23 protein-coding genes are annotated in these 23,181 nt (G+C 72.6%); 15 read left to right on the top strand and 8 right to left on the bottom strand.

What is annotated here, in order from left to right:
* Positions 1-271: 271 nt before the first annotated feature.
* The 3 genes from ACWEPL_RS47840 to ACWEPL_RS47830 all read left to right on the top strand — a co-directional run bounded on the left by ACWEPL_RS47840 (position 272) and on the right by ACWEPL_RS47830 (position 5,268).
* Positions 272-2,989: a hypothetical protein gene (locus ACWEPL_RS47840; protein ID WP_452440173.1), complete on the top strand. Its 2,718-nt coding sequence runs from the start codon at positions 272-274 to the stop codon at positions 2,987-2,989.
* A gap of 1 nt (position 2,990) precedes the next feature.
* Positions 2,991-4,715, top strand: a complete 1,725-nt coding sequence (locus ACWEPL_RS47835; RefSeq protein ID WP_452440172.1) for a hypothetical protein — start codon at positions 2,991-2,993, stop codon at positions 4,713-4,715.
* Positions 4,716-4,908: 193 nt separating this feature from the next.
* The gene (locus tag ACWEPL_RS47830) at positions 4,909-5,268 is read left to right on the top strand and encodes a hypothetical protein (RefSeq protein WP_452440171.1); all 360 of its coding nucleotides are present in this window, start codon (positions 4,909-4,911) and stop codon (positions 5,266-5,268) included.
* Between the two features lie 73 nt (positions 5,269-5,341).
* Here ACWEPL_RS47830 and ACWEPL_RS47825 read toward each other — a convergent pair whose 3' ends face one another.
* The gene (locus ACWEPL_RS47825; protein WP_452440170.1) at positions 5,342-6,163 is read right to left on the bottom strand and encodes an isocitrate lyase/PEP mutase family protein; all 822 of its coding nucleotides are present in this window, start codon (positions 6,161-6,163) and stop codon (positions 5,342-5,344) included.
* Between the two features lie 78 nt (positions 6,164-6,241).
* Here ACWEPL_RS47825 and ACWEPL_RS47820 point away from each other — a divergent pair, with 78 nt between their 5' ends.
* Positions 6,242-7,156: a LysR family transcriptional regulator gene (locus ACWEPL_RS47820; RefSeq protein WP_452440169.1), complete on the top strand. Its 915-nt coding sequence runs from the start codon at positions 6,242-6,244 to the stop codon at positions 7,154-7,156.
* Positions 7,157-7,352: 196 nt separating this feature from the next.
* On the opposite strand, the gene ACWEPL_RS47815 is transcribed toward ACWEPL_RS47820, so the two are convergent.
* The 3 genes from ACWEPL_RS47815 to ACWEPL_RS47805 are packed head-to-tail and all read right to left on the bottom strand — an operon-like array spanning position 7,353 to position 9,364.
* Entirely contained in the window at positions 7,353-7,859 is a 507-nt protein-coding gene (locus tag ACWEPL_RS47815; RefSeq protein WP_452440167.1) for an FBP domain-containing protein, read from the bottom strand.
* The gene (locus tag ACWEPL_RS47810; RefSeq protein WP_397374824.1) at positions 7,843-8,442 is read right to left on the bottom strand and encodes a TetR/AcrR family transcriptional regulator; all 600 of its coding nucleotides are present in this window, start codon (positions 8,440-8,442) and stop codon (positions 7,843-7,845) included. The genes ACWEPL_RS47815 and ACWEPL_RS47810 overlap by 17 nt, the downstream gene beginning before the upstream one ends.
* 58 nt (positions 8,443-8,500) lie before the next feature.
* Positions 8,501-9,364 carry an SMP-30/gluconolactonase/LRE family protein gene (locus ACWEPL_RS47805; protein ID WP_452440166.1) on the bottom strand — a complete coding sequence of 288 codons (864 nt, stop codon included), beginning with the start codon at positions 9,362-9,364 and terminating at the stop codon, positions 8,501-8,503.
* Between the two features lie 213 nt (positions 9,365-9,577).
* Here ACWEPL_RS47805 and ACWEPL_RS47800 point away from each other — a divergent pair, with 213 nt between their 5' ends.
* From ACWEPL_RS47800 to ACWEPL_RS47775, 6 genes are all read left to right on the top strand, one after another.
* Positions 9,578-10,411: a putative protein N(5)-glutamine methyltransferase gene (locus ACWEPL_RS47800; RefSeq protein WP_363985379.1), complete on the top strand. Its 834-nt coding sequence runs from the start codon at positions 9,578-9,580 to the stop codon at positions 10,409-10,411.
* A 20-nt stretch (positions 10,412-10,431) separates the two neighbouring features.
* Positions 10,432-11,052 carry a TetR/AcrR family transcriptional regulator C-terminal domain-containing protein gene (locus tag ACWEPL_RS47795; protein ID WP_363985381.1) on the top strand — a complete coding sequence of 207 codons (621 nt, stop codon included), beginning with the start codon at positions 10,432-10,434 and terminating at the stop codon, positions 11,050-11,052.
* A 144-nt stretch (positions 11,053-11,196) separates the two neighbouring features.
* Positions 11,197-12,318 (top strand): esterase-like activity of phytase family protein, encoded by a 1,122-nt coding sequence (locus ACWEPL_RS47790; protein ID WP_452440164.1) that lies wholly within the window; start codon positions 11,197-11,199, stop codon positions 12,316-12,318.
* A 78-nt stretch (positions 12,319-12,396) separates the two neighbouring features.
* Positions 12,397-13,185: an HAD family hydrolase gene (locus ACWEPL_RS47785; RefSeq protein ID WP_350743073.1), complete on the top strand. Its 789-nt coding sequence runs from the start codon at positions 12,397-12,399 to the stop codon at positions 13,183-13,185.
* Positions 13,186-13,335: 150 nt separating this feature from the next.
* On the top strand, positions 13,336-13,992 hold the full coding sequence (locus ACWEPL_RS47780) for a helix-turn-helix domain-containing protein (protein WP_355212112.1): 657 nt from the start codon (positions 13,336-13,338) through the stop codon (positions 13,990-13,992).
* 138 nt (positions 13,993-14,130) lie between these two features.
* Entirely contained in the window at positions 14,131-14,937 is an 807-nt protein-coding gene (locus ACWEPL_RS47775; RefSeq protein ID WP_363985386.1) for a hypothetical protein, read from the top strand.
* Between the two features lie 31 nt (positions 14,938-14,968).
* On the opposite strand, the gene ACWEPL_RS47770 is transcribed toward ACWEPL_RS47775, so the two are convergent.
* Complete coding sequence (locus tag ACWEPL_RS47770) at positions 14,969-15,676, bottom strand: helix-turn-helix transcriptional regulator (RefSeq protein WP_452440163.1); 708 nt, start codon at positions 15,674-15,676, stop codon at positions 14,969-14,971.
* A gap of 115 nt (positions 15,677-15,791) precedes the next feature.
* Between ACWEPL_RS47770 and folE the strand changes: the two genes are divergently transcribed.
* Positions 15,792-16,430 carry a GTP cyclohydrolase I FolE gene (folE, locus tag ACWEPL_RS47765; protein ID WP_350743065.1) on the top strand — a complete coding sequence of 213 codons (639 nt, stop codon included), beginning with the start codon at positions 15,792-15,794 and terminating at the stop codon, positions 16,428-16,430.
* A 31-nt stretch (positions 16,431-16,461) separates the two neighbouring features.
* Positions 16,462-17,679 carry an NAD(P)/FAD-dependent oxidoreductase gene (locus tag ACWEPL_RS47760; RefSeq protein ID WP_452440161.1) on the top strand — a complete coding sequence of 406 codons (1,218 nt, stop codon included), beginning with the start codon at positions 16,462-16,464 and terminating at the stop codon, positions 17,677-17,679.
* Positions 17,680-17,828: 149 nt separating this feature from the next.
* Here the strand turns inward: ACWEPL_RS47760 and ACWEPL_RS47755 are convergent, their stop codons facing one another.
* Together ACWEPL_RS47755 and ACWEPL_RS47750 are read right to left on the bottom strand one after the other, a co-directional pair.
* Complete coding sequence (locus ACWEPL_RS47755; protein WP_452440160.1) at positions 17,829-18,836, bottom strand: aminotransferase class V-fold PLP-dependent enzyme; 1,008 nt, start codon at positions 18,834-18,836, stop codon at positions 17,829-17,831.
* Positions 18,837-18,922: 86 nt separating this feature from the next.
* Positions 18,923-19,333, bottom strand: coding sequence for a RidA family protein (locus ACWEPL_RS47750; RefSeq protein ID WP_363985396.1), 411 nt, complete (start codon positions 19,331-19,333; stop codon positions 18,923-18,925).
* 213 nt (positions 19,334-19,546) lie between these two features.
* Between ACWEPL_RS47750 and ACWEPL_RS47745 the strand changes: the two genes are divergently transcribed.
* Together ACWEPL_RS47745 and ACWEPL_RS47740 are read left to right on the top strand one after the other, a co-directional pair.
* Complete coding sequence (locus ACWEPL_RS47745) at positions 19,547-20,374, top strand: IclR family transcriptional regulator (RefSeq protein ID WP_452440158.1); 828 nt, start codon at positions 19,547-19,549, stop codon at positions 20,372-20,374.
* A gap of 142 nt (positions 20,375-20,516) precedes the next feature.
* Complete coding sequence (locus ACWEPL_RS47740) at positions 20,517-21,410, top strand: ABC transporter permease (RefSeq protein WP_350743055.1); 894 nt, start codon at positions 20,517-20,519, stop codon at positions 21,408-21,410.
* 15 nt (positions 21,411-21,425) lie between these two features.
* On the opposite strand, the gene ACWEPL_RS47735 is transcribed toward ACWEPL_RS47740, so the two are convergent.
* A complete protein-coding gene (locus ACWEPL_RS47735) occupies positions 21,426-22,448 on the bottom strand; it encodes a TIGR04222 domain-containing membrane protein (RefSeq protein WP_452440156.1) in 1,023 nt (340 codons plus the stop codon).
* Between the two features lie 164 nt (positions 22,449-22,612).
* On the opposite strand from ACWEPL_RS47735, the gene ACWEPL_RS47730 reads away from it, so the two are divergent.
* Entirely contained in the window at positions 22,613-23,071 is a 459-nt protein-coding gene (locus ACWEPL_RS47730) for a VOC family protein (RefSeq protein WP_452440155.1), read from the top strand.
* Positions 23,072-23,181 lie beyond the last annotated feature (110 nt).

Raw genomic sequence — 23,181 nt, 5'->3', positions numbered from 1 at the left:
CGGCCAAGGTGACGCGCTCGGCGCTGCAGAACGCCGCTTCCATCGCGGCGCTCTTCCTCACCACCGAGGCCGTCATCGCCGAGAAGCCCGAGAAGCACGCTGCTGCTCCGGCCATGCCGGGCGGCGACATGGACTTCTAGCCCGAGCCCTCCCTCCGGAGGTGACATTCCGCTTCCGCGGGCGCACGTTGAGTAGGCCATACTCATGCGCCGCGCCCGGCCGGCCCTGACCCTGGTCAACGAGGGGTCTTCGTACGAGGGAGTGGTGTTCAGTGCTGATGGTCACCTTCGCCGGCCGGGCCGCGATCCCCGGGCCCACCGCCGGCATCGGATACAGCATCTGGTCCTACCGGGTGGACACGAACAACCCGGGGCCGGGCGGGCAGGGGGATCTCACGCCGGGCCAGCGCATCGCCATCGGCCTGCCGCGCCGGGCGGACGTGCGCGGCCCCGAGCAATATCCGGGCGTGCCGCAGCTCGAAGGCACCTTCGTGCTGCGGGACGCCACCTCCAGCCGCGTGTACGCGGGCCGGCAGATCACCTCGCCGGGGCCCCAGACGATCTCGTTCGTCGCGCCGTCGGCCGAGTCCTCGTACGAGGTGCTCATGGCCAAGGCGCCGCTGGGGCAGTCGCTCGCCGCGGTGCCCTTCCTGGCCGGGGCGGGCACCACGGCGCAGCCCCTGCAGGTCATGACCGCGCCCATGGTCGGCGCGCCGGTGTTCAACGGTCGACCGCCCGACGACTTCACCGGCACCCTGCCGTACGCCAGCGAGCTGTTCGGCGTCTACCAGCCGCTGGCCGGATGGTTCGGCCAGAACGGATCCCTGCGCGCCGTCCGGGCGCTCGCCGACGAGCGGCTGGCCCGCCTCGGCGGCGGCGCGTTCGCCGGGCAGGCCGCCCGCGCGCTGGACGACGAGGGGCTGGCGGCGCTGGCCGAGCGCTTCGACGCGCTCGCGCAGGGCGTGCTGTCGCCGGTCGGGCTGGTCAACCTGTTCAGGGAGTACTTCTTCGAGTTCGACACCTTCCTGGGCGGCCCCGTGGGCCACCTGTGGATCAGCCCCGGCGGCATGGTCGAGGTGGTCGAGAGCAGCACCCGCCGCACGCTGGTCGAGCGGACCGCCGAGCAGGCGGAGGAGACCTCGCGCAAGGTCGAGGAGAGCCTGACCGACCAGGACGACCTCGCCGACGCCGTCAAGGAGGACAACGCCAACGACACCAACCTCGGCGTGACCGCCAGCGGCGGCGTCGACACCGGCGTCTACCACGCCGACGCCAGCGCCAGCTTCTCGATGCAGACCACCGTCAAGCGCTCGTCGGAGCAGACGCACAAGCACACCCGCACGCAGAGCTCCAAGACCACCAGCGAGATCAAGCGGAACTTCAAGACGACGTTCAAGACGGTCACCGAGACCACCGACACCTCCAGCCGCCGCTACGTCGTGCAGAACACCACGAACGAGCTGGTCAACTACGAGCTGCGGCGCAAGATGCGCAAGATCGGCGTCCAGGTGCAGCACATCGGGGCGCGGCTGAGCTGGCAGGTCTACCTCGACGCGCCCGGCCGCTCGCTCGGCCTCGGCGAGCTGGTGCACGTCGTCACCGCCCCCGACCTCACCGCGGTGCCCAAGCCCGAGGTCAGGCCGTATCCGGCGGAGCAGCAGGTCACCTACCACCTGGCCGTGCCGTTCGTGCTCTACCAGGGCGCCGACGACGAGGCGGAGAACACCTACCAGACCTCCAACGAGAACATCAACCACGGCATCTTCCGCCCCGACGTGGGCGCGAACGACATCATCGAGTTCCGCTTCGACTTCCCGCTGCCGCCCCCGCCGCCGGGGACCACGCTCAAGAAGATCGGCATGCTCGACTTCCACGGCGCGCAGGTCAGGTTCACCACCGACGCCGCCGACCTCGGCGTCAACCCCGACCCCGCGGCCAACGTGCTGAAGGTCCGGCTCACGTACGCCAACTTCGAGGGCCGCAAGTTCATGCCGTTCGACGCGATCATGGTCTACGAGCCGACGCCCGAGGCCAAGCACGCCGTGGACGTCGCCAACCAGGCAGCCCAGACCGCCTACGACCGCCGGGTGGCCGCGCTCCAGCACGAGGCGTACGGGCACGCCGTGCGCGACCGGCTGCGGCTGGTCAGCGGCATCCGCCCGCGGCCCTCGCAGGACCTGCGCGACGAGGAGCGCCAGACGGTCTACGCCCACCTGATCCGCCAGCTGCGGCTCTTCGACGACGATCACCTCGGCTCCGAGCTGATCCGGCAGATCTTCGACGTGGACGAGATGCTGTACTTCGTCGCCCCCGACTACTGGCGGCCCATCGACGTGCCCCCGCCGAGCCAGGGCAGCGCCGGCAAATATCCGGTCCCGCCGCCGCCCTGGGACATGGAGAATCCCGGGGTGCTCGGCGGGCAGACCGTGCTCACCTGGTACGCCCACACCGACGCGAGCAACGCCCTGGACGAGCAGCTGCACACCGTGCCGGAATGGCGGGTCAACTACCTGGTCACCGAGGAGACCCAGCCCGCCCCGCTGGGCAGCTCGCTCGGCTGGCTGATCCAGGAGGACGGCGACGAGCGGCGCAACGAGTTCCTCAACGCGGCCTGGGCCAAGGCGGTCCTGCCGGTGCGGCCGGGGCACGAGGTGGAGGCGCTGAGATGGCTGGCCCAGGCGCACGTCGAGGGCGAGGCGGGGCTCGGGCTGCCGTACCCGGTGCAGCCGGGTGACCCGCCCGCCTACCAGAACAAGACGGTGGGCCAGGTCCTCGAACTCCTCGCGGCCGAGCTCCAGGCGGCCAACACCGACATCACCAGGACGCTGGCCACCGAGGAGGTCTTCGAGACCGGGTTCGACCCGCTGGAGGGCGGGTTCCGGCCGGCGGCGCCGTACGAGGTGTTCGACCAGTGGGTGGAGGTCCTGCCGACCGACCAGGTGGTGGCGGTGGAGGTCCGGTACGACCCCAAGACCGGGCAGCAGCTCTGACATGGCCTTCACGACGACCGTCAGGTGGCGGCGGCCCGGCGAGGCCGCCCACCCCCTGCTGCGCGGCGCGGTGCGGGTGGAGCTGCAGGCGCTCGACGCCGCCGAGCTGGCGCGCTGGGCCGATCCGTCGGCCGGGCAGCCGTGCCCGCCGGCGGGGGCGCCGGGGGAGGTGTCGGCCGCCTTCACCGTCCCCGACACGGCGGTGGGGCTGCGGCTGACCTTCTCCGTACGGCTGCGGGCCGGCGGCCAGGACGAGGAGGCGCTGTCCGTGGTCCAGCGGCTGACCGTGGCCAGGCCGGGGGTGCTCGTGCCGGACGCCTACCGGATCGACCGCTTCGCCGTGCAGCTCAGGCGGCGCGGCGGAGGCGGCGAGGTGCTGCAGGAGGTGCCGAGCACGCGGCCGAGCGGCATGGTGCGCTCCTTCTTCGGCCGCCATCCGCTGCTGCGCATGGCGGCCAAGGACACCCCCGAGATCGACACCGAGTTCCTGGACGCCACCAACCTGTGGTGGGCCCTGCACTTCCGGGTGTGCCGGAACAACCACGAGGAGGGCTTCAACCCCTGGTACCTGGAGCCGACCTGCAACGACCGGCCCGAGCGGCTGCGGGTGCTGCTCAACACCCGCGCCACGCCCATGCTGTGGTTCGCGAGCCTGCCGCCCGTACGCGAGCTGCCCGGGGAGACCTCGGTCGGCGGCTACCTGTTCCTGCGGCCCATCGGGAGCGCCTACGCCTACCCCGCCACCTGGCCGGACGTGCTCACCGCCCCTGCCCACGCCACCACCGGCCTGCGCAACCTCTGCCGCTACCTGCTCCAGGGCCACACCAGGACCGGCAAGGCCAAGATCACCGGGCTGCCGGACTGGCACCAGCTCATCGACCACAGCCCCGACGCCGACCACCCCCTCAACGCCTACTCGTTCCTGCCGTGCGGCATGGACTACGCCCTGGACAGGACCGCGCCCAAGCTCGTGTCCGAGGCCCGCTCCCTGCGGGTGCTGCTGTTGCCGGTGCCGGAGAAGAACAGCCCCGGCTTCTGCTACGGCGGCAACGTCGGGCCGGGCAACACCGCGCGCCTGTCGGCCGCGATCCGGCTGCTGTGGACCAGGGGCGGGTTCGGCGGGCCCGGCCAGCAGCTGCTGGAGGCGGGCGAGATCGCCCCGCCGCAGCCGCCCCAGCCCGGCGCGGCCGCGTCCGCCACGGGGACGCTGCGGGTGGCCCAGGACACGTGGGTCGGCGCGTACAGCAGCGGGGGCCACGCGCTGTGGGAGCTGCTGAACGACCCCGGCAACCGCGCCGGTGTGGCCCGGGCGCTGGTCTTCGACACCGTACGCTTCGACGACCGCGGCCAGGCCCGCCTCCTGGACACCGCCAAGGCCCGCGCCGCGGCGCGCCGCCCGGGGCTGCAGGCGCGCATCGTGTGGAGCCCGTACGCGATGGGCCACCCGCCGTCGGCCGAATTCCTCGCGGCCGTGCGCGGGCAGGGCGGCCAGGCCGTCGTCTGGCCCAAGGCCGGTTCCGCCTACTTCGCCGCCCCGCCGAACCCGGCCGACCCCTGGGCCGAGTACGTCTTCGCCGACGCCAAGCCCTGGACGGCCGCCAAGTTCCCGGCCGGGCAGCTGAGCGGCTGGTGGCACCAGTTCGTGGTCTTCGCGGGCGAGGAGATCCACGGCGATCCCCGGGACCCCGGCTCGATCAGCTTCATGGAGGCCACGATGGCCCCCTGATCAGAGGCCGGCGGGCCTCCATCCAGTTATGGGCGGTCAGGCGGCGGAACGCGCCCACGAGCACGTCCCCGAAGCCGAAGACCGGGTCGAGACCGGCCGCGCGCATCGGCGACCTCGCCCGGGTGCGGGTCGTGGTCGGCTGACGTCGGAGGCCGCCGCGGATCACGCGGGGCGCACCCGGTAGATTGCGCGCATGCCCTCCACCCCGCGCCCGGACGACCGCGTCGCCTCCGCGTTCCGGTTCGCCACCGAGCTGATCGCCTGGGTCGCGACCCCGTGGGCCCTCGCCCCGCACTCCGTGCCCCTGGCCGTGCTGTCGGTCGTCGTGCTGATCGGCCTGCCCACGCTGTTCTCGACGCCGGGCGACAAACGGAACGTGATCATCGCGGTGCCGGGGCCGGTGACGATCGCGCTGGTCCTGCTGCAGCTCGTGGCCGCGGTGGCGTCGGCGTGGGCCGCCTGGCCCGTCGTCGTGGCCGTGGCGGTGTCGGTGCTGGCCGTGGTCACCGCGGTGCTGGAGCTCCCACGCTGGCGGTGGCTGCTCTCCCAGTGAGCCCGGGCGTCGGCGACCCGCTCGGGCGACGGTTCTCGGGAAGCTCGGGCGGCGGTGCTCGGGTCGCGGCGATCTACTCGGGCGGCGGGGCGAATGCCTCGTGGAGCTCGGAGATCGGGGCCATCTCGGTGACGAACCCGAACCGGCCCGCCCGCATCTGCCGGGCTCCGTCCAGGAATGACCGCAGGGCGAGCCGGGAGAGCGCGCCTCCGATGCTCACCCGGCGCACGCCGATCTCGGCGAGCTGCTCCAGCGTGATCGAGGGGTCGGCGAAGCCCATCACGACGTTGACCGGCCTGCCGACGGAGGAGACGACCGCGCGCATCTGGTCGAGCGTGCGCAGGCCCGGCGCGTACAGGACGTCGGCGCCCGCCGCCTCGAACGCCTGCAACCGCCTGATCGTGTCGTCCAGGTCGGCGACGCCGTACAGGAGGTTCTCGGCCCTGGCGGTCAGGACGAGCGGGACGGGCAGGCCGCGGGTGACCTCGACGGCCGCGTGGATCCGCTCGACGGCGAGCCCGAAGTCGTAGATCGGCGTCCGGGGGTCGCCCGTCGCGTCCTCGATGGACGCCCCGACGGCGCCGTACGCGCAGGCGTCCTCGATCATCCTGGCCGCCTCGGCGGGCTCGTCGGCGTAGCCGTTCTCGAGGTCGGCGTTCACGGGCAGGGGCGTCGCCTCGCTGATGAGGCGGCAGTTGTCGAGGACGTCCTGCCGGCCGGCCCGGGTGCGGCCGAGCATGTTGGCCACGCCGAGGCTCGTGGTGGCGATCGCCTCGAAGCCGAGGCCGGCCAGCAGCCGCGCCGTTCCGGCGTCCCACGGGTTGGGCAGCAGGAAGGGCTCCGGCCGCTCGTGGAGAGCCCGGAACCGGGTGGCCCTGGTCGTCTGATCGGTCATACGGCCACTGTCGTCGCCGCCCTCGCGATCCGTCAAATGCATAGATCTGAAATTTGACATCAGGAATACTGATGGGTCGTGACAGTGGAAGAGCTTGAGGCGTTCGTGTGCATCGCACAGTCAGGCGGGTTCACGGAGGCGTCCAGGAGGCTCGACCGGTCCCAGCCCGCGATCAGCCGCCGGATCAGGGAGCTGGAGCGCTCGCTGGGCGCGGCGCTGTTCGAACGGGCCGGTCGCAGGGTGGTGCTCACCGAGGCGGGACGGGCGCTGCTGCCGTACGCCGAGGCCGCCCTGGCCGCGATGCGCGACGGCGAGCGGGCCGTACGGGAGCTGTCGCGGGAGCCCGCCGAGGCGCAGGCCCTCAGCCTGGCCATCGTCGGCACCCTGGCCGACTCGCACATCGTCCGGGCGCTGCGCGCGTTCGAGGCGGAGTTCCCCGACGCCTCGGTCGAGCTGCGCACCGCGACCAGCCGCGAGGTGAGCGCGCTCGTACGCGGCGGCGAGGCGTCCCTGGGCCTTCGCTACTTCTCCGACGCCGACCCCAAGCTGGAGTCGATCCCGCTGGGAATGGAGAAGCTCCTGGTCGTGGTGCCCGCCTCGCACCCGGTCACCGCCCGCCGCCTGCCCGACCTGCGGGCGTTCCAGGGGGAGCGGTGGCTCGGCTTCCCGCCCGAGCGGGGTCAGTCCGACTCCTTCGGCCACCTTCTCGAACGCCTGCTGCTCGCCTCCGGGCTGGCCGACCCCACGATCACCAGGATCGACAGCCTCACCGCGCAGCGCAGGCTGGTCGAGGCCGGGCTGGGCGTCGCGCTCATGCCCACCGGCAGCGTCCGCGAGGAGCTGCGCATCGGCAGCCTGCGGGTGATCGAGGTGGAGAGCATGGACGCGGGCCTGCCCGTGGTCGCCGTACGGAGGAGGCGCGGCCACCGGAGCCGGCTGGCGGCCGCCTTCCTGGACACGCTCAAGGATCACACCCCTGAGCTGCTGGGTTGACGCGGATACGGGTCCGCCGGCGTTTCGATGGAACCGCCGGGCGGGCAAGCGGTGTCCAAGCCATGGGCGACGCCCGCACCGGCGCCTCACAGAGCGCCGGGACGGTGCCGCGGACGGCCCTTCCCGTCTGCGGACGCGCGCTGGACGTCGCCCCCGCCAAGCCGCGTCACCTCAGATCGCCGTCACGAAGCCCGCGTCACTTCAGGTTGCCGTCGAGCACCCGCTCCAGGAACCCGTCCAGGTTGGCGGCGGCCCGTACGATCCGCTCCTCCACGGTGAGCGACTCGAACCGGGTGCCCAGCTCCGTCCGCTTCTTGTCGCGGACGTAGAGGGAGCAGGCCAGGTCCGCGCACAGGTAGGCGCCGACCGTGTTGCCCTGGCGGCCCGCCGCCCCGGTCCTGGGTGCGGTGAACAGCGCCACCCCGGTGCCCGAGTGCGGCGTCACGCAGACCGAGCACAGCGTGGACTTCGTGAAGCTCCTGCGTACCTCCTGCGCCAGGCGCAGCGCCACACCGACCGCCCGGCCGTCGCGCTCGGCCACCAGGTACGCCCGCTCGGGCGCCCCCGGGTCACGCCAGCCCAGGAAGTCGAGGTCGGTCCAGGGGGACCCGGACAGGTCGCGCGGGAGGCCGAGCCGGCGGGCCTCGCCCTTGGAGCAGTTGACGAAGGACGCGCGGATGTCGTTCTCAGTGAGGGGATTCATGATCGTTTCCTTGGGGGTTGCTCGGCCAGTGCCTCAGCGCGACGTCGAGCACGTCGAGGATCTTCGTCCAGGTGTCCTGGAGGTCGCGCGGGTGGTTGAACCCGGCGCTCGCCTCCAGGCTGAAGAATCCCTGGTACGTGCTGCGCAGCAGGCGGATGGCGTCGGTCAGGTCCGGCTCCGGCAGCCCGTACGCGCTCAGGTGCGCGTACGTGATGGACATGATCCGCAGATGCCCCGCGGACTCGGCCACCACGGCCGCGTCCAGGGGCATCTGGGTGGCCTGGTAACGCCCGGGCCGGGTCCGCGCGAACTCGCGCCACGCACTGGCGAACCCCGCCAGCGACTCCTTGCCCGCCCGCCCCGCCGTCGCGTCGGCGAGCCGGTCGGCCAGGTCGCGGGCGGCCAGGATCGCCACCCGGACCCGCAGGTCCTTGAGGTTCTTGACGTGCGAGTACAGGCTCGCGTCCGCGACCCCGAACCGGCGTGCCAGCGCGGACACGGTGATGTTGTCGAACCCGACCTCGTCGGCCAGCTCCGCGGCCGCCTCGGTCACCCGGTCCGCCGTCAGCCCGGCACGGGCCATGGCCACCTCCTGAACCTAAGCCATATAGTTATTTTCCTAGATGGCTTAGGTTAGCACCTCACAAGGCAGTGAGGAGGACCGGCCGCCCCTGGACGCCGGGGTCGGCGGCGAAGACGGCGCCCGCGTCCGGCTGCTCCGCCCGGTCCACGCCGAGCGCGGAGGTGGTGATGAACAGCCGGTCGAGGCCCTCGCCGCCGAACGTCACCGCCGTGACCCTCCGTACCGGCAGGCTGACGACGGCGTCGAGCCGGCCGCTCGCGTCGTAGCGGCGCACGGCCGCGCCCTCCCACAGCGCCACCCAGACCCCGCCCTCGGCGTCGACGGTCAGCCCGTCGGGAGCCCCTTGCTCCGGGTCGATGACCGCGAACGGGCGGCGCCCGCTCAGCCCGCTCTCCGGGTCGTAGTCGAGCACGTCCACCCGGCCGGTCGTGGTGTCGGCGTAGTAGGCCAGGGAGCCGTCCGGGCTGAAGTCGAACCCGTTCGAGATCGTCACCTCCGGCAGCACCACCCGCAGGTCGCCGCCGGGCCCGGCCACGTAGAACGACCCGCCCCCCGGGGTCTCGTCGTAGGCCATGCTGCCGATGTAGAAGCGGCCGTCGGGGTCGCAGCCGCCGTCGTTCATGCGGACCCCGGGGTCGCTCCACGCCTCGCCCAGGGAGCGCAGCGGGGCGTCCAGATCGTCGCCGTCGGCCAGCAGCAGCTCGCGCTCGCCCGCGACCACGTAGCCGCCCGACGTGCGCGGCCGCAGCGCGGCGGCCACCTTGCCCACGTGGCGGCGGCGCACCCCGCCCCGCGGGTCGAGCGCCAGCACGTCGCCGGCCAGCATGTCCACCCACCGCAGCCCGCCCCACCGGCTCGACCACACGGGTCCCTCGCCATGCTCGGCCACGGGATCGGTCACGGTGTACGGGGCGATGCTCATGACGCTCTCCCAGGAGGTCGCGGGGTCGTGATCCAGACCCTATCGGGAGCCGGGGATCCCGCCTCGGGCGCCGTGAGAAAGCTCTGGTACGCTCACGGCCAGATCGTCCCTAGGAGGTGAGACCCATCAACGCTGTAGCAGGCCGGGTGCTCCCTCCCCATGATCAGGATTAGGTGACCACGGGAGCGCCCATCGGCATCCCGAAAGGCTCTCATGTCGGTTTTTTCGTCATCTGTCCCTTCAGCCGTCCCCACCCCCGCCGTCGTCGCCAGGCTGCGCGCCGCCGGCTGCGTGTTCGCCGAGGACGAGGCCGAACTGCTCGTCTCCACCGCCCGCACCCCCGCGGAGCTCGCCGCGATGGTGGAGCGCCGCGTCGCCGGCGAACCCCTCCAGCACGTCCTCGGCTGGGCGGAGTTCTGCGGCCTGCGGATGGTCGTGGAGCCGGGGGTGTTCGTGCCCAGGCCGCGCACCGAGTTCCTCATCGGCCAGGCCGTCGCGCTGGCCCGGCGCGTCGCGGGTCCGCCGGTCCTCCTCGACCTGTGCTGCGGCAGTGGCGCGGCGGGGGCGGCGCTGGCCGCGGGGCTGGGGGAGGCCGAGTTGCACGCCGCCGACCTCGACCCCGCCGCCGTGCGGTGCGCCCGCCGCAACCTCGCCGCCGTGCCCCTCCTGTCGGGCGGCGCGCTCGCGGGCCAGGTCTACCAGGGCGACCTGTACGAGCCGTTGCCCGCCTCGCTGCTGGGCCGGGTGGACATCCTGATCGCGAGCCCCCCGTACGTGCCCTCGTCCTCCATCGACCTGCTGCCCCCCGAGGCCCGGCTGCACGAGCCGCTCGTGGCCCTCGACGGCGGCGGCGACGGGCTCGACGTCGTGCGGCGGGTGATCGCGGGCGCGCCGCGCTGGCTCGCGCCCGGCGGCCACCTCCTGGTCGAGACCAGCGAGCGGCAGGCCGCCGCCACCGCCGAGGCCGTCGCCCGGGCGGGGCTTGCCGCCCGGGTGGCGAGCTCGCACGAGCTGGACGCCACCGCAGTGATCGGGACGCGCCCTTAGCGATGTTAAGGTGTCCCGCGATGGCACAGAAGGGACTGGCGCGGGACACGGTCGTGCGCGCCGCGCTGGAACTGCTCGACGAGGTGGGCCTGGACGGGCTGTCGGTACGCCGCCTCGCCGCCCGCCTCGGCGTGCAGAACCCGGCCCTCTACTGGCACTTCCGCAACAAGCAGGAACTGCTGGACGAGATGGCGCGCGAGCTGCTCGCCCCCGAGATGGGCGGCCCCGGCGAGGGCGAGACCTGGCGGGAGTGGCTGACCCGGCGCGCCCACCGCTACCGGCGCACGCTGCTGAGCCACCGTGACGGGGCACGGCTGGTCACCGGGAGCGACCCGGGGGCGAGCGTGGCGCGGGGGTTCGAGGAGGAGCTGAAGACCCTGGTCGGGCTGGGGTTCACGCCCGGCCAGGGCCTGCACGCGATCGGGTCCGTCAGCCACTACACCCTCGGCTTCGTGCTCAACGAGCAGGCCCAGCGCGAACGCCGGGAGCGGGGCCAGGCCCGGGGCCTGGACGCGTACGCCGACTACCCCCTCACGGTCGCGGGCGTGCGCGAGGGCGGGGCCCCTACGAGCGAGGAGGCGTTCGCGCACGGGCTGCGGCTCCTCCTCGACGGGGTGGCCGTCTCTTTGCGGGACGCCTGAACGGCTTTCTTGAAGTGATTTGCCCTTTTTGATGGGCGGCGTGCTGTTATTTGTCCGTGGACTTCGCCTCTGATCCGCGCTTTCATTTTCTCCGTCGGTTCGGCATCGAATTACGGGGGTCAGATGGCTCGTTCGCGGCGAATCATGCAAATCGCCGTCGCTTTCACGGTGGTGGCGAGCGCCGCCCCTCCGGCGTCGGCGGCGCAGCGGGATCCCGTGCGGATCACGCGCTTCCTCGGGGAGCAGCGGCTGGCGCATCTGCTGAAGTTCGAGGACACCACGGTGGGCGGGCTGTCGGGGATCGATCGCGATCCCGGCACCGGCACCTGGTACTTCGTCTCCGACGACCGCTGGCGCTACAACCCCGCCCGCTTCTACACCGGGCAACTGGACTTCGACCGGGACACGGGGGAGTTCGTCGGCGTGCGGCTGACCGGGGTCAGGACGCTGACCAGGGCCGACGGCACACCGTACGCGGCGTACGGCCAGCCGGGCTCGGCCGACCCCGAGTCGATCAGATACGACCGGTGGAGCGGGCGGCTGATATGGGGAGACGAGGGTGACCGGCCGGACGGCGCCCATCAGGCCATTCCGATTTCCGCCGCCGCGGTGCACACGACCGACCTTCAAGGACGTAATGCCGGAGAATTGCGGGTGCCGCCGAATTTGCGGCTGACGGACACCGAAAGAGGGCCCAGGCGTAATTTCGGCTTCGAAGGGGTGGCGGTCACGGAAAGCGGCATCACCGCCGTCACCGAGGGCCCGCGCCACGAGGACGGGCCCGTGCCGTCGGTGGCGCGTGGCGCGCCCGCGCGCCTGACCGTGTGGAACCGCATGGGCATCGCGCGCGCCCAGTACGCCTACCCGCTGGACCCCCTGCCCACCGCGCCGATCCCGCCCGACGGGGACGCAGACAGCGGAGTGTCGGAGATCCTGGCCATCGACGATGACCGCTATCTCGCGCTGGAACGGTCCTGGATCCAGGGCGTCAACTACCGGGTCAAGCTCTACGAGATCGACCTGCGCGGCGCCACGAACGTGCTGACCAGGGACGACCTTGCGCAGGGCAGACCGTATCGGCCGGTGACCAAGCGGCTGGTCTACGACCTCGGCTCCTTCCGGCCTCCGGTCCAGAACCTCGAGAGCCTGGCCTGGGGGCCGCGCCTGGCCGACGGGTCGTGCACGCTGGTGATCGGCTCGGACGACAACTTCGACCAGCGCGAGATGACCCAGTTCCTCGCCTTCGCCGCCACGGGGTGCCCGTGAGGACGCCGGCCAGGAGGGCGTGTCGTGCCTGGTCAGGCGGCACGGCTGGGCGCCGCGAGCGTGGGTAGCGTGCTGGATATGGCCACCTTCGACCTGACCACGCTCCGGGCGGTCGTCTTCGACACCGACGGGGTGGTCACCGACACGGCGCGGGTGCACGCCGCCGCGTGGAAGCACGTGTTCGACGCGTTCCTGCGGGGCCGCTCCGCGCCGTTCGACGTGCGCGCCGACTACCTGGCCTTCGTGGACGGGCGGCCCCGGCTGGACGGGGTGCGCACGTTCCTGGCCTCGCGCGGCATCTCGATCCCCGAGGGCGGTCCGCAGGACGAGCCGGGGGCGGAGACCGTACACGGGCTGGGGCTGGCCAAGGACGCGCTGTTCGTGGAGGCGATCGCGCACCACGGCGTGGCCGCCTTCCCCTCCACCGTCGCATTGCTGCACGAGCTGCGGCAGCGCGGCTGCCGCACCGGCGTCGTCTCGGCCAGCAGGCACTGCCGGGCGGTGGTGTCGTCGGCGGGCCTGCTGCACCTGTTCGACGTGGTGGTCGGCGGGGAGGACGCCGCCGAGCTGGGGCTGCCCGGCAAGCCGGATCCCGCGCTGTTCCTGGAGGCCGCGCGCCGCCTGGAGCTGGCTCCCGGGGTGGTGGCGATCGTGGAGGACGCGCTGCCGGGCGTCGAGGCCGCGCGGAAGGGCGGGTTCGGCCTGGTCGTCGGCGTGGACAGGAGCGGGTCCGGGGTGCCGGGGGACGGGCCGCGGGCCGCCGCGGGGACCGGTGCCCGGGCGATGCTGGCCGCCGGGGCGGACGTCGTGGTCGCCGATCTGGCCGACACGGACGTCTCCGGCCGCGTGCCGGTGGGACGGCCATGAACGGCGCGCTCGGGCTCGGGCACGTGCGCCGCGCGCCGCCGTTCGACGCCGATCCGCTACCGCGGAGGCCGGCTCTTCGTCGACGCCGGCCACCACGAGGCACGCGTGAACGGCACCGCGCGCCGTAGCCACACGCGAGGAGAAACGATCATGACTGGCACCGGAGATCTCGGACGCCGCCTCATCCACTGCCGCGAACGCCTCGGCCTGACCCGTGAGCAGGTCGCCGAGCGCGCGGCCATGTCGGCCGGCTACCTGAGATACCTGGAGGAAAATCCCGATATGCCGGACACCGGGGCCCTCTACCGCCTGGCGGACGCGCTGCAGACCACGGTGCACGAGCTGCTGGGCGGCGGCCTGGACCGCCCGCCCGGGCACGGCCCCGCCATGGCCAACCCGACGATGGAGGTGCTGGACCCGGAGGAGTGCCTGCGGCTGATCTCGCCGGGCGGGATCGGGCGGGTGGCGTTCAGCGGCTCGCGCGGGCCCACGGTGCTGCCCGTCAACTACAAGCTGCACCACGGCGTGATCGTCTTCCGCACCGCGTCCGGCGGCCCGATGGACCAGGACCTGCGTTCGGGGCTGGAAGGGGTGGACATCAAGATCGCGTTCGAGGTCGACAAGATCGACGAGGCCAACCGCGAAGGGTGGAGCGTCCTGGTTCAGGGGCCCGCCCACCACGTGACGGCGGACGAGATGGAGGAGGTTGCCGACTCGGGCGTCACGCCCTGGGCGGGCGGCGAACGCCGCCTCTACATCCGCATCGTCCCCCATCAGATCGCGGGCCGGCGCATCCACGGCATGTAGCGGCCCGGCATTTCGCCGCAGATCAGAGGCGGTGGGCCGGGATACTGGCGCCCCGGCGTTTCGCTGCTGATCAGAGGCGGTCGGCTGGGATACTTCGGTAGCCGGCCGGGCATGATCGCCACTGTCAGGAGGTGCCGCATGAAACGCTTCACCGGGCCAGCCCTACAGGTGCTCATCGTGCTCGCGGTGGCGACCGCCGGCTGCGGGGCCGTGGGCGACCCGCGGGGCTCGGTCCCCGGGACGGCCTCACCCGAGGAGACCACCCCGCCGGGCAGTCCTACGACCACGCCTCCCGGCACCGGCACGCCGGCCCCTCGCGGGGGCCTGGTCGCCGGCCGTTACCAGCCGCTGTGGCCGTTCTCCACTCCCGGCGAGGCGATGGCGTGGCGGGAAGCGCATCGCAGGGACGGCCGGGAGGCGTGGCACCTCGACGCCCGCCGCACCGCGCTCGCCTTCACCCGCGACTTCCTCCGCTTCACCGAGATCGACCGGGTCGCCAAGTCCGTCCGGCAGGGCGACCACGCGCGGGTGCACGTCGCCTACCAGGCGGAGGAGGGCCCGCGACCGCTGGTGGCGGCCGTCGTGCACCTGGTGAAGTTCGGCTCGGGCGAGGACGCGCCGTGGGAGGTGGTGGGCACGGACGACACCTCGTTCTCGCTCACCAGACCCCGCTACGGCGCCACCGTGCGGTCCCCGCTGACCGTGGGCGGTCAGATCACGGGCGTGGACGAGAGCGTCAAGGTCCAGGTCCGCCGGCCCGGCTCGGCCACCCCGATGGGAGAGTCGTGCTGCGTGGGCGCCGGCGGGACCGGCTCGCCGTGGTCGGCCCGGGTCTCCTTCAAGGCGCCCCCGGGGCGGACGCTGACCGTCGTGGCGTCCACCGGCGGCCACGTGGCGACCGTCGAACGCTTCGCGGTGACGGGCGTGAACGTCGCCCCCTCCTGAACGCCTGCCCGGCGCGCCGCGAGGTCCGGTCTCAGGAGGTCTGGCCGGTCGGGTGGAGGCGGACGCAGCAGTGTTCGGGGGCGGGTTCCAGGCGGGCGGTGACGCCTGTCGCGGCGAGGCCTTCGAGGAGGCCGGTGAGGAGGCAGAGGTTCATGCCGCAGACCAGTTCGGTGTGCTGCCGGGCCAGGCTGTGGAAGGGGCAGTTGACGAGGGTGATGGCGTCGCCCTCGGGGCGGGGCTCGAATCCGAGGGCTTCCAGGGCCGGCACGACCGCGGCGCGCGGGTCGGGTGCGGGGTCGGCGGGGCGGGCCTCGCGGCCGAGCTCTCTGCCCAGCTCGCGGGCGCGCCGGTCGAGCACGTCGCGTGGTGGCTCGCCTGAGGTCTGCGCCTCCTGGAGAGCGTCGGCGAGCAGGTGGGCGGCGGTTTCGTAGCGCCGGTCCGGCAGGGAGATCGTGATCTGCCCGAGCGCGCGCCGGTAGAGCTTGGCCGGGCGGCCGGCGCCAGGCCCGGTGCGGCCGGTGCGGCGTTCGTAGACGGCTTCGAGCAGCCCTTCGGCCACCAGTTTGTCCAGGTGGAACGAGACCGTGTTGCGTGGCGCCTGCACGGCGTCGGCGGCCTGGTCGCGGCTCACCGGCGCGGGCTGTCGCACCACGAACTCATACAAGCGGCGCCGCGTCGGCTCGTCCAGCGCCGCGACGGCGGAGACGCGTGCCGGCCATGCCTCGTCGACCTCGCTCATTCTAAAACCCATTCCTGTTGACTAAATCACTGGGCACCTTCTAATGTTAGCGAAACTTGTCAATAGAAGGAGGGTTCATGATGCGCTGCGCATCCGAGGATCGCGGGCGGGCGGCATGAGCGACTCCGTGGCGCAGCCGGTCGGTGGTTCGTCGCCGGACCACCAGCAGCGACGCCTGCGGGTGGTCCGGGGACGCGGCGATGTGGACCTTGAGGCCGCGCAACGGGCGGTGACCGACCTGCTGATCGCGCTGGGCCGGGACCCGGAGTCCGAGCATCTGGCCGACACGCCGAGGCGGGTCGCGCACGCCTATGCCGAGTTGCTGGCGCCGCGCGAGTTCAACCTGACGACCTTTCCCAACGAGGAGGGGTACGACGAGCTCGTCCTGGCCCGCGACATCCCGGTGCAGTCGCTGTGCGAGCACCACCTGCTGCCGTTCCAGGGCGTGGCGCACGTGGGCTACCTGCCCGGCGACCGCATCCTGGGGTTGTCGAAGCTCGCCCGCGTCGTCGAGCTGTTCGCCCGCGATCTGCAGGTGCAGGAACGGCTGACCAAGCAGGTGGCCGACTGGTTGCAGCAGCACCTGGCCCCCAAGGGCGTCGGCGTGGTGATCGAGGCCGAGCACCTGTGCATGTCGATGCGCGGCGTGCAGGTCCGCGGGTCCCGCACGGTGACGTCGGCCCTGCAGGGGCTGCTCCGCGAGGATCCGCGCTCCCGGCAGGAGTTCTTCGCGCTGGCCGGAGCTCACGGCTAACCCCCCGGTACAAGCAGACAGGAGAGTGACGATGCCGGCACCAGCCACGTTCGTGATCGCCGGAGGCGGCCTGGCCGCGGCCAAGGCCGCCGAGGCCCTGCGCGAGGAAGGGTTCGACGGCGCGATCGTCGTGGTCGGCCGGGAACCGCACCTGCCCTACGAGCGCCCCCCGCTGTCGAAGACCTATCTGCAGGACGGCGGCGAACGACAGAAGATCTTCGTGCACGACGCGGCGTGGTACCGCGACCACGCCGTCGACCTGCGCACCGGCGTCACGGTCACCGAGATCGACCGGGCCGCTCATCAGGTGACCCTGTCCGACGGCGAGCGGCTCCGCTACGACAAGCTGCTGCTGGCCACCGGGGCGCGCCCGCGCCGCCTGACCGTCCCCGGCCACGATCGCGACAACGTGCTTTACCTGCGTACCGTCGACGACTCCGACCGCCTGCGTGCCACGCTGTCCGCCGCCACCAGGATCGCCGTCGTCGGCGCCGGCTGGATCGGCCTGGAGACCGCCGCCGCGGCCCGCGCCGCCGGCGTCGAGGTCACCGTGGTGGAGCAGGAGCGGCAGCCGCTGCTCGGCGTCCTCGGCCCCGAGATCGGCGCCGTCTTCGCCGGCCTGCACCGTGACCACGGCGTAGACCTGCGGCTCGGCGCCCGCCTCGCCGCGGTCACCGAGGCCGGCGTACGGCTGGCCGACGGCACCCACATCGACGCGGACGCCGTGGTGGCCGGCATCGGCGCCGTCCCGGAGACCGATCTGGCCGCCGCCGCGGGGCTGCCTGTCGACAACGGCGTCATCACCACAGCCGACCTGCGCACCGGCGATCCCGACGTCTTCGCCGCCGGCGACGTCGCCAACGCCTACCACCCCCTCCTGGGCGGGCACATCCGCGTCGAGCACTGGGCCAACGCGCTCAACCAGCCCGCCGTGGCCGCCCGCGCCATGCTCGGCCGGCAGGCCGCCTACGACGAGCTGCCCTACTTCTACACCGACCAGTACGACCTGGGCATGGAGTACGTCGGCCACGTCCCGCCCGGCCTGGCCCACGACGTCGTCATCCGCGGGGACCTGGCCGAGCGGGAGTTCCTCGCCTTCTGGCTCCGGAACGACACGGTGATCGCGGCCATGAACGTCAACATCTGGGACCAATCCGACGAGCTCAAGGCACTCGTCCGAGCCGCCTCCCCGCTCGACCGCGCCGCACTCGCCGACTCCGCGACCCCGCTGCGCCGGCTCATCCGTTGACCACGGCGTTCCGGCGCCCGCGGACTCACACGGTCAGCTGGTACGGCGCCGCGCGAACGACCCGCTTCACCGGCTGACCCCGCGCGAACGCGAGGCGCCGGGGCTCATGGCCGAGGGGCGTTCCAGGGTGCCGGCCGTGCTCGCCTACCTCAAGGCGTGATCCTCCCGTCCGTGAGGACGCTCAACGTCGTCCGTACGTCGTCCTCGTCGTTGAAGTAGTGGAAACCGAACCGCACGCGGTCGCCGAGCGCGGTCGCCCGCACACCCCGTTCGCGCAGCCGCGCGGAGAGGCGGTCGGCATGATCGGTGTGCAGCACGACGATCTGGGAGAGCGGGCCGTTCACCACCCGCCGGAACCCGGCCCCTCGCGCCTCCTCGGTGAGCTGCCGGGCGAGATCGAGGCAGTGCCGCTCGACGCGGCCGGCGTCCAGCGAGCGGAACAGGCGAAGGGCCGCGCAGGCGCCGATCCACGAGAACCAGGCGGGGGAGGTGTCGCACCGGCCGGCATCGTCCGCCAACCGCATGGGGCCGCCGAAGTAGCCGTGTGGAGGGCTGGTGGACTTCCAGCTCGGCGCGAGCGGCGTCAGGTCGCCGAGCCGGTCCGGCCTGGTGACGAGCCAGGCCGCGCCACGCGGGCACAACAACCACTTGTAGCCGTGTACGGCGAGGTAGTCGGGGCGCACGGCCGCCGGGTCGTAGCGCAGCGCGCCCAGCGACTGCGTGAGGTTGACGAACAGCCGCGCGCCCACGCGGTCGGTCGCCTCCCGCAGGGCGGGCAGGTCGAGCCGCTGTCCCTCCCTGCTGGTCACCTCGCTGACGGCGAGCAGGACGGTGTCGTCGTCCAGCGCGGCGATCAGGTCCTCCACCCGGGTCTCCCCGTCGCGCGCCGGGACCGCGACCACGTCGTGCCGGGCCAGCCACGGGAACAGGTTGCTGCGGAACTCCTCGGCCGCCACCACGATCCGGCCGGGCGGCAGGGACGCGGCGATCGTGGCGGCGGCCTCGGAGAGCGAGCCGAGGGCCGACACCGTGGCGGGTTCGGCCCCGATCAGCCGGGCGAACAGGGCGCGGGCCCGGGCCGCCGCCGCGTCCCAGGCGGGCCAGTCGAGCTCGCCGGTGGACCAGTCGGACACGGCCCGGTGCATGGCCTCGGTCACCGGGTCCGCACCGGGAGGAACGCCCGGCGTGTCCAGCCATACCGTTGAGCGCAGCGCGGGGAAGAGCCTTCGGAAGTCCTCCGGGCTCATCGGCGGGGCAGGGCGGCCACGCCCTCGATCTCGACGGTCAGCGCCGGATCGGCCAGGGCCGTGACCACCGCGAGCGAATGGGCGGGCCAGTCGCCGTCGGGGTACCACTTCGCGAACGTCTCCGCCCGCGCCGCGCGGCAGCCCGCGACGTGTTCGACGCCCGCGACCAGGGTGAACAGCTTCACCAGGTGCTGCGGCCCCGCGCCGAGCGAGTCGAGCAGCAGCTCGATGTTGGCGAAGATCTGCCGCGTCTGGGTCTCCGCGTCCGGGCCCGCGAGGGTGCCGTCCGGCAGCGCGCCGACCTGGCCGGAGATCATCACCAGCTCATGGTCTGCCGGCACGGAGGCGAGGTGACTGTACTGGCCGATCGGCGGGGCCAGCGTGGGGGGATTCCAGCGGCGGATCATCGGGTCTCTCCTCGGAGGGCCGGTTTCTGGGGCGTCACAACGCTAGGCGGGGGCGACCGGCCGGATCACGCGTCCACCTGCGGAATTTCAGATAGTCGAAAATCGGGCCGCCCCCTTGGCGCGACCGCGCCCCGCTGACGTGGCCGGGGCCCGGCGCACCATGATGGAGACCGCGGGCGTACTCGCCCGGCGGGACCTGACAGGGAGGCGGACATGAGCGAGCCGGAGGCCGGCGGGAAGACCGTGCTGCTCACGCTGGAACGCGGCCTGCACGTGCTGGAGGCCGTGGCCGCCGCGGACGGCACCGCCACCGCGAAGGTGCTCAGCCGCCAGCTCGGCATCAAGCTCGGCACCTGCTACCACCTCCTGCGCACGCTGCTGGCCGGCGGCTATGTGGTGCGCCTTTCCGGCGGCCGGTACGACGTCGGCCACCGGGCGGCGTCGCTGAACCGGCACCTCCAGCGCCGGGCGGGACCGGCGCCCGAGCTGGCGGTGATCCTGGCCCGGCTGCACGACAGGACGCATGAGACGTCCTACATCTCCGGCTGGCAGCACGGAACGCTGACGTTGCAGCACTACATCTCCGGGCCGCACGCGATGAGCGTCGGCGAGCTCGACGTCGGCTACACCGGGCACATGCACGCGCGCGCCTCCTGCAAGGCGGTGCTCGCCTTCCTGCCGGAGGATCAGGTGGCGGCGATGTTCAAGGGAGTGGAGCTCAAGGCGGTCACCCCGCGCACGATCGTCGACCACGACCACCTCACCGTCGAGCTGGCCCGGGTGCGCAGGCAGGGCTACGCGGTGGACCGTGAGGAGTTCAGCGAGGGCGTGTGCTGCGTGTCGGCGCCCTTCTTCGACGAGACGGGTTCGCCGACGGGCGCGTTCACGGTGTCCGTCCCGACGACCCGGTTCCAGGAGAGGCAGGCCACGATGACCATGGGGGTCCGGGAGGCGGCGGCGACGGCGACCGGCCTCCTGCGCGGGCGGGCCGTGGCCCACGCGGGGCCGGATGGGAGGGTGTGTCCCTGCATCGCCCGATAAGGACACCGCCCCGGACGCGCCGCACGGAAACGGCTACCGCCCGCTAGCTGCGATGACGCCGGTTGATCGGTTAGCCTCGGCATCGGGAACGGGCGCGCGCCGCCACGACCGGGGCCGGGGACCGCAACGCAGTGAGGTGCTCATGAGCCAACTGGACAACGCCCCGCCGGAGAGCGGGTCACTGGCCGAACTCGCCAGGCGACACGGGCTGCGCCCCGCCATCGCGCGCCCGAGACTGCCCGTCTACACACGCCAGCTGTGGGAGCGGCGGCACTTCATCCTGACGTACGCGACCTCGCGCAACGTCTCCAAGTACTCGGGATCCGCGCTGGGCCAGCTCTGGCAGATCCTCACCCCGCTGCTGAACGCGGCCATCTACTACGTGATGTTCGGCCTCATCCTCGGCGGCAGCAAGAACATCGACAACTACCCGGCGTTCCTGCTGACCGGGATGTTCGTGTTCACTTACACGCAGCGGACCGTCACCGCGGGCGCCAAGTCGATCTCCGGCAACCTGTCGCTGATCCGCGCCCTGCACTTCCCCCGGGCGTCGCTGCCGCTGGCGTACACGATCCAGGAGTTGCAGCAGCTCACCATCTCCATGGGGGTGCTGCTGCTGATCGTGACGGTGACGGGGGAGTTCCCCACGTGGTTCTGGCTGATGGTGCCGATCGTGCTGGCGCTGCAGACGTCGTTCAACATCGGGGCGGGGCTGGTGCTGGCCAGGCTGGGGTCCACGGTGCGGGACCTCAGCCAGTTGCTGCCGTTCATCATGCGGACGTGGCTGTACGCGTCCGGGGTGTTCTTCGCCATCCATGACAAGGTCGTCAACAGCGCCCGCCTGCCGGAGTGGGTGGCGACGGTGATGTACCTGAACCCGGCGGCCTCCTACATCGAGTGGATGCGCGACATCCTGATCGGGAGCCACGTCCCGCCGCGGACGGTGTGGCTGTCGTGCGTGTTCTGGGCGGTGTTCTCGCTGATCTTCGGGTTCTGGTACTTCTGGCGGGCCGAGGACCGCTACGGGCGGGGCTGAGCGGGAACGGCGGCGTCACTGGCTCCCACCACCGCCGCACCCACCGCCCCCGCCGTCGGACCCGCCGCCTCCACCATCGGACCCGCCGCCTCCACCGTCGGAGCCGCCCCAGCCTCCGCCGCCGTCATGGCCGTGGGACCCGCCGCCGCCGTCGAACAGGCCGCCGAAGTCGAAGAACCTGCCCTCGTACGAGGGGTCGCCGCAGGAGTAGGCGGGGCCGCCGTACGACCCGCAATGGCCGGGTGCGCAGCACGCCGCCCGCACCCCGCGGTGGCTCCTGGCCCGCGTGTCGCGGGCCAGCGAGTCGGCCAGCCGCCGGTCCGGCAGCTCGGTGAGGCCCCGCAGCGCCACCACCCCGGCGTCGTCCGAGACCTTCCAGGACCCGTCCGCCAGGTCGTCGACCTCGGCCTGCCGCAGAGCGGCCCGCCCGGCCCTGGTCACCGGGTTCGCCATGGAGCGCCGCAGCAGGAAGAAGCAGAGCACGCCGACGACGGCGGCCGCCCCGGCGATCACGGTCGTGGCCGGCGGGGCGCGCCGGAGCAGGCTCACCACGGCCACGACCGCCGCCAGCCCGGCGAAGACGGCCAGCCAGCTCGTACGCCGCCGCGACCGCGTCCGGACGGCCGGCGACATCAGGAACCCCTGCCGCCACAACGGCGTCGCCAGCCGCCGCATCGCGTGATCGCGGACCGTCTGGTGCCGCAGCTCGGCCGTCGTGTGCGGCCCCCCGCCCGAACGCACGTGCCGGTAGAGCGCCCGCTCGACCGGCACCGACTTGGTCACGCGGAACCCCTTCACCGGCGTGACCAGCCCCTCGCTCGACACCCGCACCCCGCCCTGCGAGACCAGCGACACCAGCGCCGCGTTGATGACCCGCCGAGGCCCGCCCGCGAGGAACGCCGCCTCGTAGACGCTCAGCCGGTGGCTCCCGCGCGCCGCGACGGAACGGGCGCGGAACAACGCGAACTGCGTCCGGATCGCGGTGAGGACGACCAGCGCGAGCAGCACGATGGCAGCCGTGTGTAAGACCCCGTCCATACAGCCTCCCCAGAGGCGGCCCCTTTGCATGAAGGACTCTTCCGGAGGCACGAGGGTTCCCGGAAACACTTAGAGGTTTCTCGAACCATGCGAGCGGGATGAACGGACGGGGCAGGTGGGTTGCACGAGGCAATGAACGCCCGCATTCCCGCTGAGGAGATCGCATGAGCGCACCCACCGACGACCGCCCCGTACGGCAGCTCCGGCTGGTGGTGGAGGCCGAGGACTACGAGGCCGCGCTGGCCTTCTACCGTGATGTGCTGGGCCTTCCCGAGCAGGCCGCGTTCTCCGGCGGGGACGGCGCGCGGGTGGCGATCCTGGACGCCGGCAGGGCCACGCTGGAGATCGCGAACCCGGCGCAGAAGAAGATGATCGACGAGGTCGAGGTGGGACGGCAGGTGGCGCCGAAGCTCCGGGTGGCGTTCGAGGTGGACGACGCGCGGGGCACCACCGAGCGGCTGGTGGCGGCGGGTGCGACGGAGGTGGCGCCGCCCACAGTCACGCCCTGGGAGTCGCTGAACGCCCGGCTGGACGCGCCCGCGGGCCTGCACATCACGGTCTTCGAGGAGCTGCGCGAGCTGGAGGAGCGCCAGACGCTCGACGGCTTCGGCACCGACGCCTGAGTGCGTCAGCGGGGCGCCCGCACCGGCCGTGGCGGCTCCAGCTCCGCCTGGCCGGGCGGGACGCCCCGCGCCCGCACCCCGTTCATCCGGGTGACGCTTCCCATCCCCTA

Source organism: Nonomuraea sp. NPDC004186 (assembly GCF_053603495.1).
Note: the sequence above shows the minus strand (reverse complement) of the source record. Positions and strands in the feature narration are given on the sequence as shown.

Coding starts and splice junctions, on each gene's coding strand:
- ACWEPL_RS47835 (WP_452440172.1), top strand. CDS start 2,991: ATGGCCTTCACGACGACCGTCAGGTGGCGGCGGCCCGGCGAGGCCGCC.
- ACWEPL_RS47830 (WP_452440171.1), top strand. CDS start 4,909: ATGCCCTCCACCCCGCGCCCGGACGACCGCGTCGCCTCCGCGTTCCGG.
- ACWEPL_RS47825 (WP_452440170.1), bottom strand. CDS start 6,163: ATGACCGATCAGACGACCAGGGCCACCCGGTTCCGGGCTCTCCACGAG.
- ACWEPL_RS47815 (WP_452440167.1), bottom strand. CDS start 7,859: ATGAATCCCCTCACTGAGAACGACATCCGCGCGTCCTTCGTCAACTGC.
- ACWEPL_RS47810 (WP_397374824.1), bottom strand. CDS start 8,442: ATGGCCCGTGCCGGGCTGACGGCGGACCGGGTGACCGAGGCGGCCGCG.
- ACWEPL_RS47805 (WP_452440166.1), bottom strand. CDS start 9,364: ATGAGCATCGCCCCGTACACCGTGACCGATCCCGTGGCCGAGCATGGC.
- ACWEPL_RS47800 (WP_363985379.1), top strand. CDS start 9,578: ATGTCGGTTTTTTCGTCATCTGTCCCTTCAGCCGTCCCCACCCCCGCC.
- ACWEPL_RS47795 (WP_363985381.1), top strand. CDS start 10,432: ATGGCACAGAAGGGACTGGCGCGGGACACGGTCGTGCGCGCCGCGCTG.
- ACWEPL_RS47790 (WP_452440164.1), top strand. CDS start 11,197: ATGCAAATCGCCGTCGCTTTCACGGTGGTGGCGAGCGCCGCCCCTCCG.
- ACWEPL_RS47785 (WP_350743073.1), top strand. CDS start 12,397: ATGGCCACCTTCGACCTGACCACGCTCCGGGCGGTCGTCTTCGACACC.
- ACWEPL_RS47780 (WP_355212112.1), top strand. CDS start 13,336: ATGACTGGCACCGGAGATCTCGGACGCCGCCTCATCCACTGCCGCGAA.
- ACWEPL_RS47775 (WP_363985386.1), top strand. CDS start 14,131: ATGAAACGCTTCACCGGGCCAGCCCTACAGGTGCTCATCGTGCTCGCG.
- ACWEPL_RS47770 (WP_452440163.1), bottom strand. CDS start 15,676: ATGAGCGAGGTCGACGAGGCATGGCCGGCACGCGTCTCCGCCGTCGCG.
- folE (WP_350743065.1), top strand. CDS start 15,792: ATGAGCGACTCCGTGGCGCAGCCGGTCGGTGGTTCGTCGCCGGACCAC.
- ACWEPL_RS47760 (WP_452440161.1), top strand. CDS start 16,462: ATGCCGGCACCAGCCACGTTCGTGATCGCCGGAGGCGGCCTGGCCGCG.
- ACWEPL_RS47750 (WP_363985396.1), bottom strand. CDS start 19,333: ATGATCCGCCGCTGGAATCCCCCCACGCTGGCCCCGCCGATCGGCCAG.
- ACWEPL_RS47745 (WP_452440158.1), top strand. CDS start 19,547: ATGAGCGAGCCGGAGGCCGGCGGGAAGACCGTGCTGCTCACGCTGGAA.
- ACWEPL_RS47740 (WP_350743055.1), top strand. CDS start 20,517: ATGAGCCAACTGGACAACGCCCCGCCGGAGAGCGGGTCACTGGCCGAA.
- ACWEPL_RS47735 (WP_452440156.1), bottom strand. CDS start 22,448: ATGGACGGGGTCTTACACACGGCTGCCATCGTGCTGCTCGCGCTGGTC.
- ACWEPL_RS47730 (WP_452440155.1), top strand. CDS start 22,613: ATGAGCGCACCCACCGACGACCGCCCCGTACGGCAGCTCCGGCTGGTG.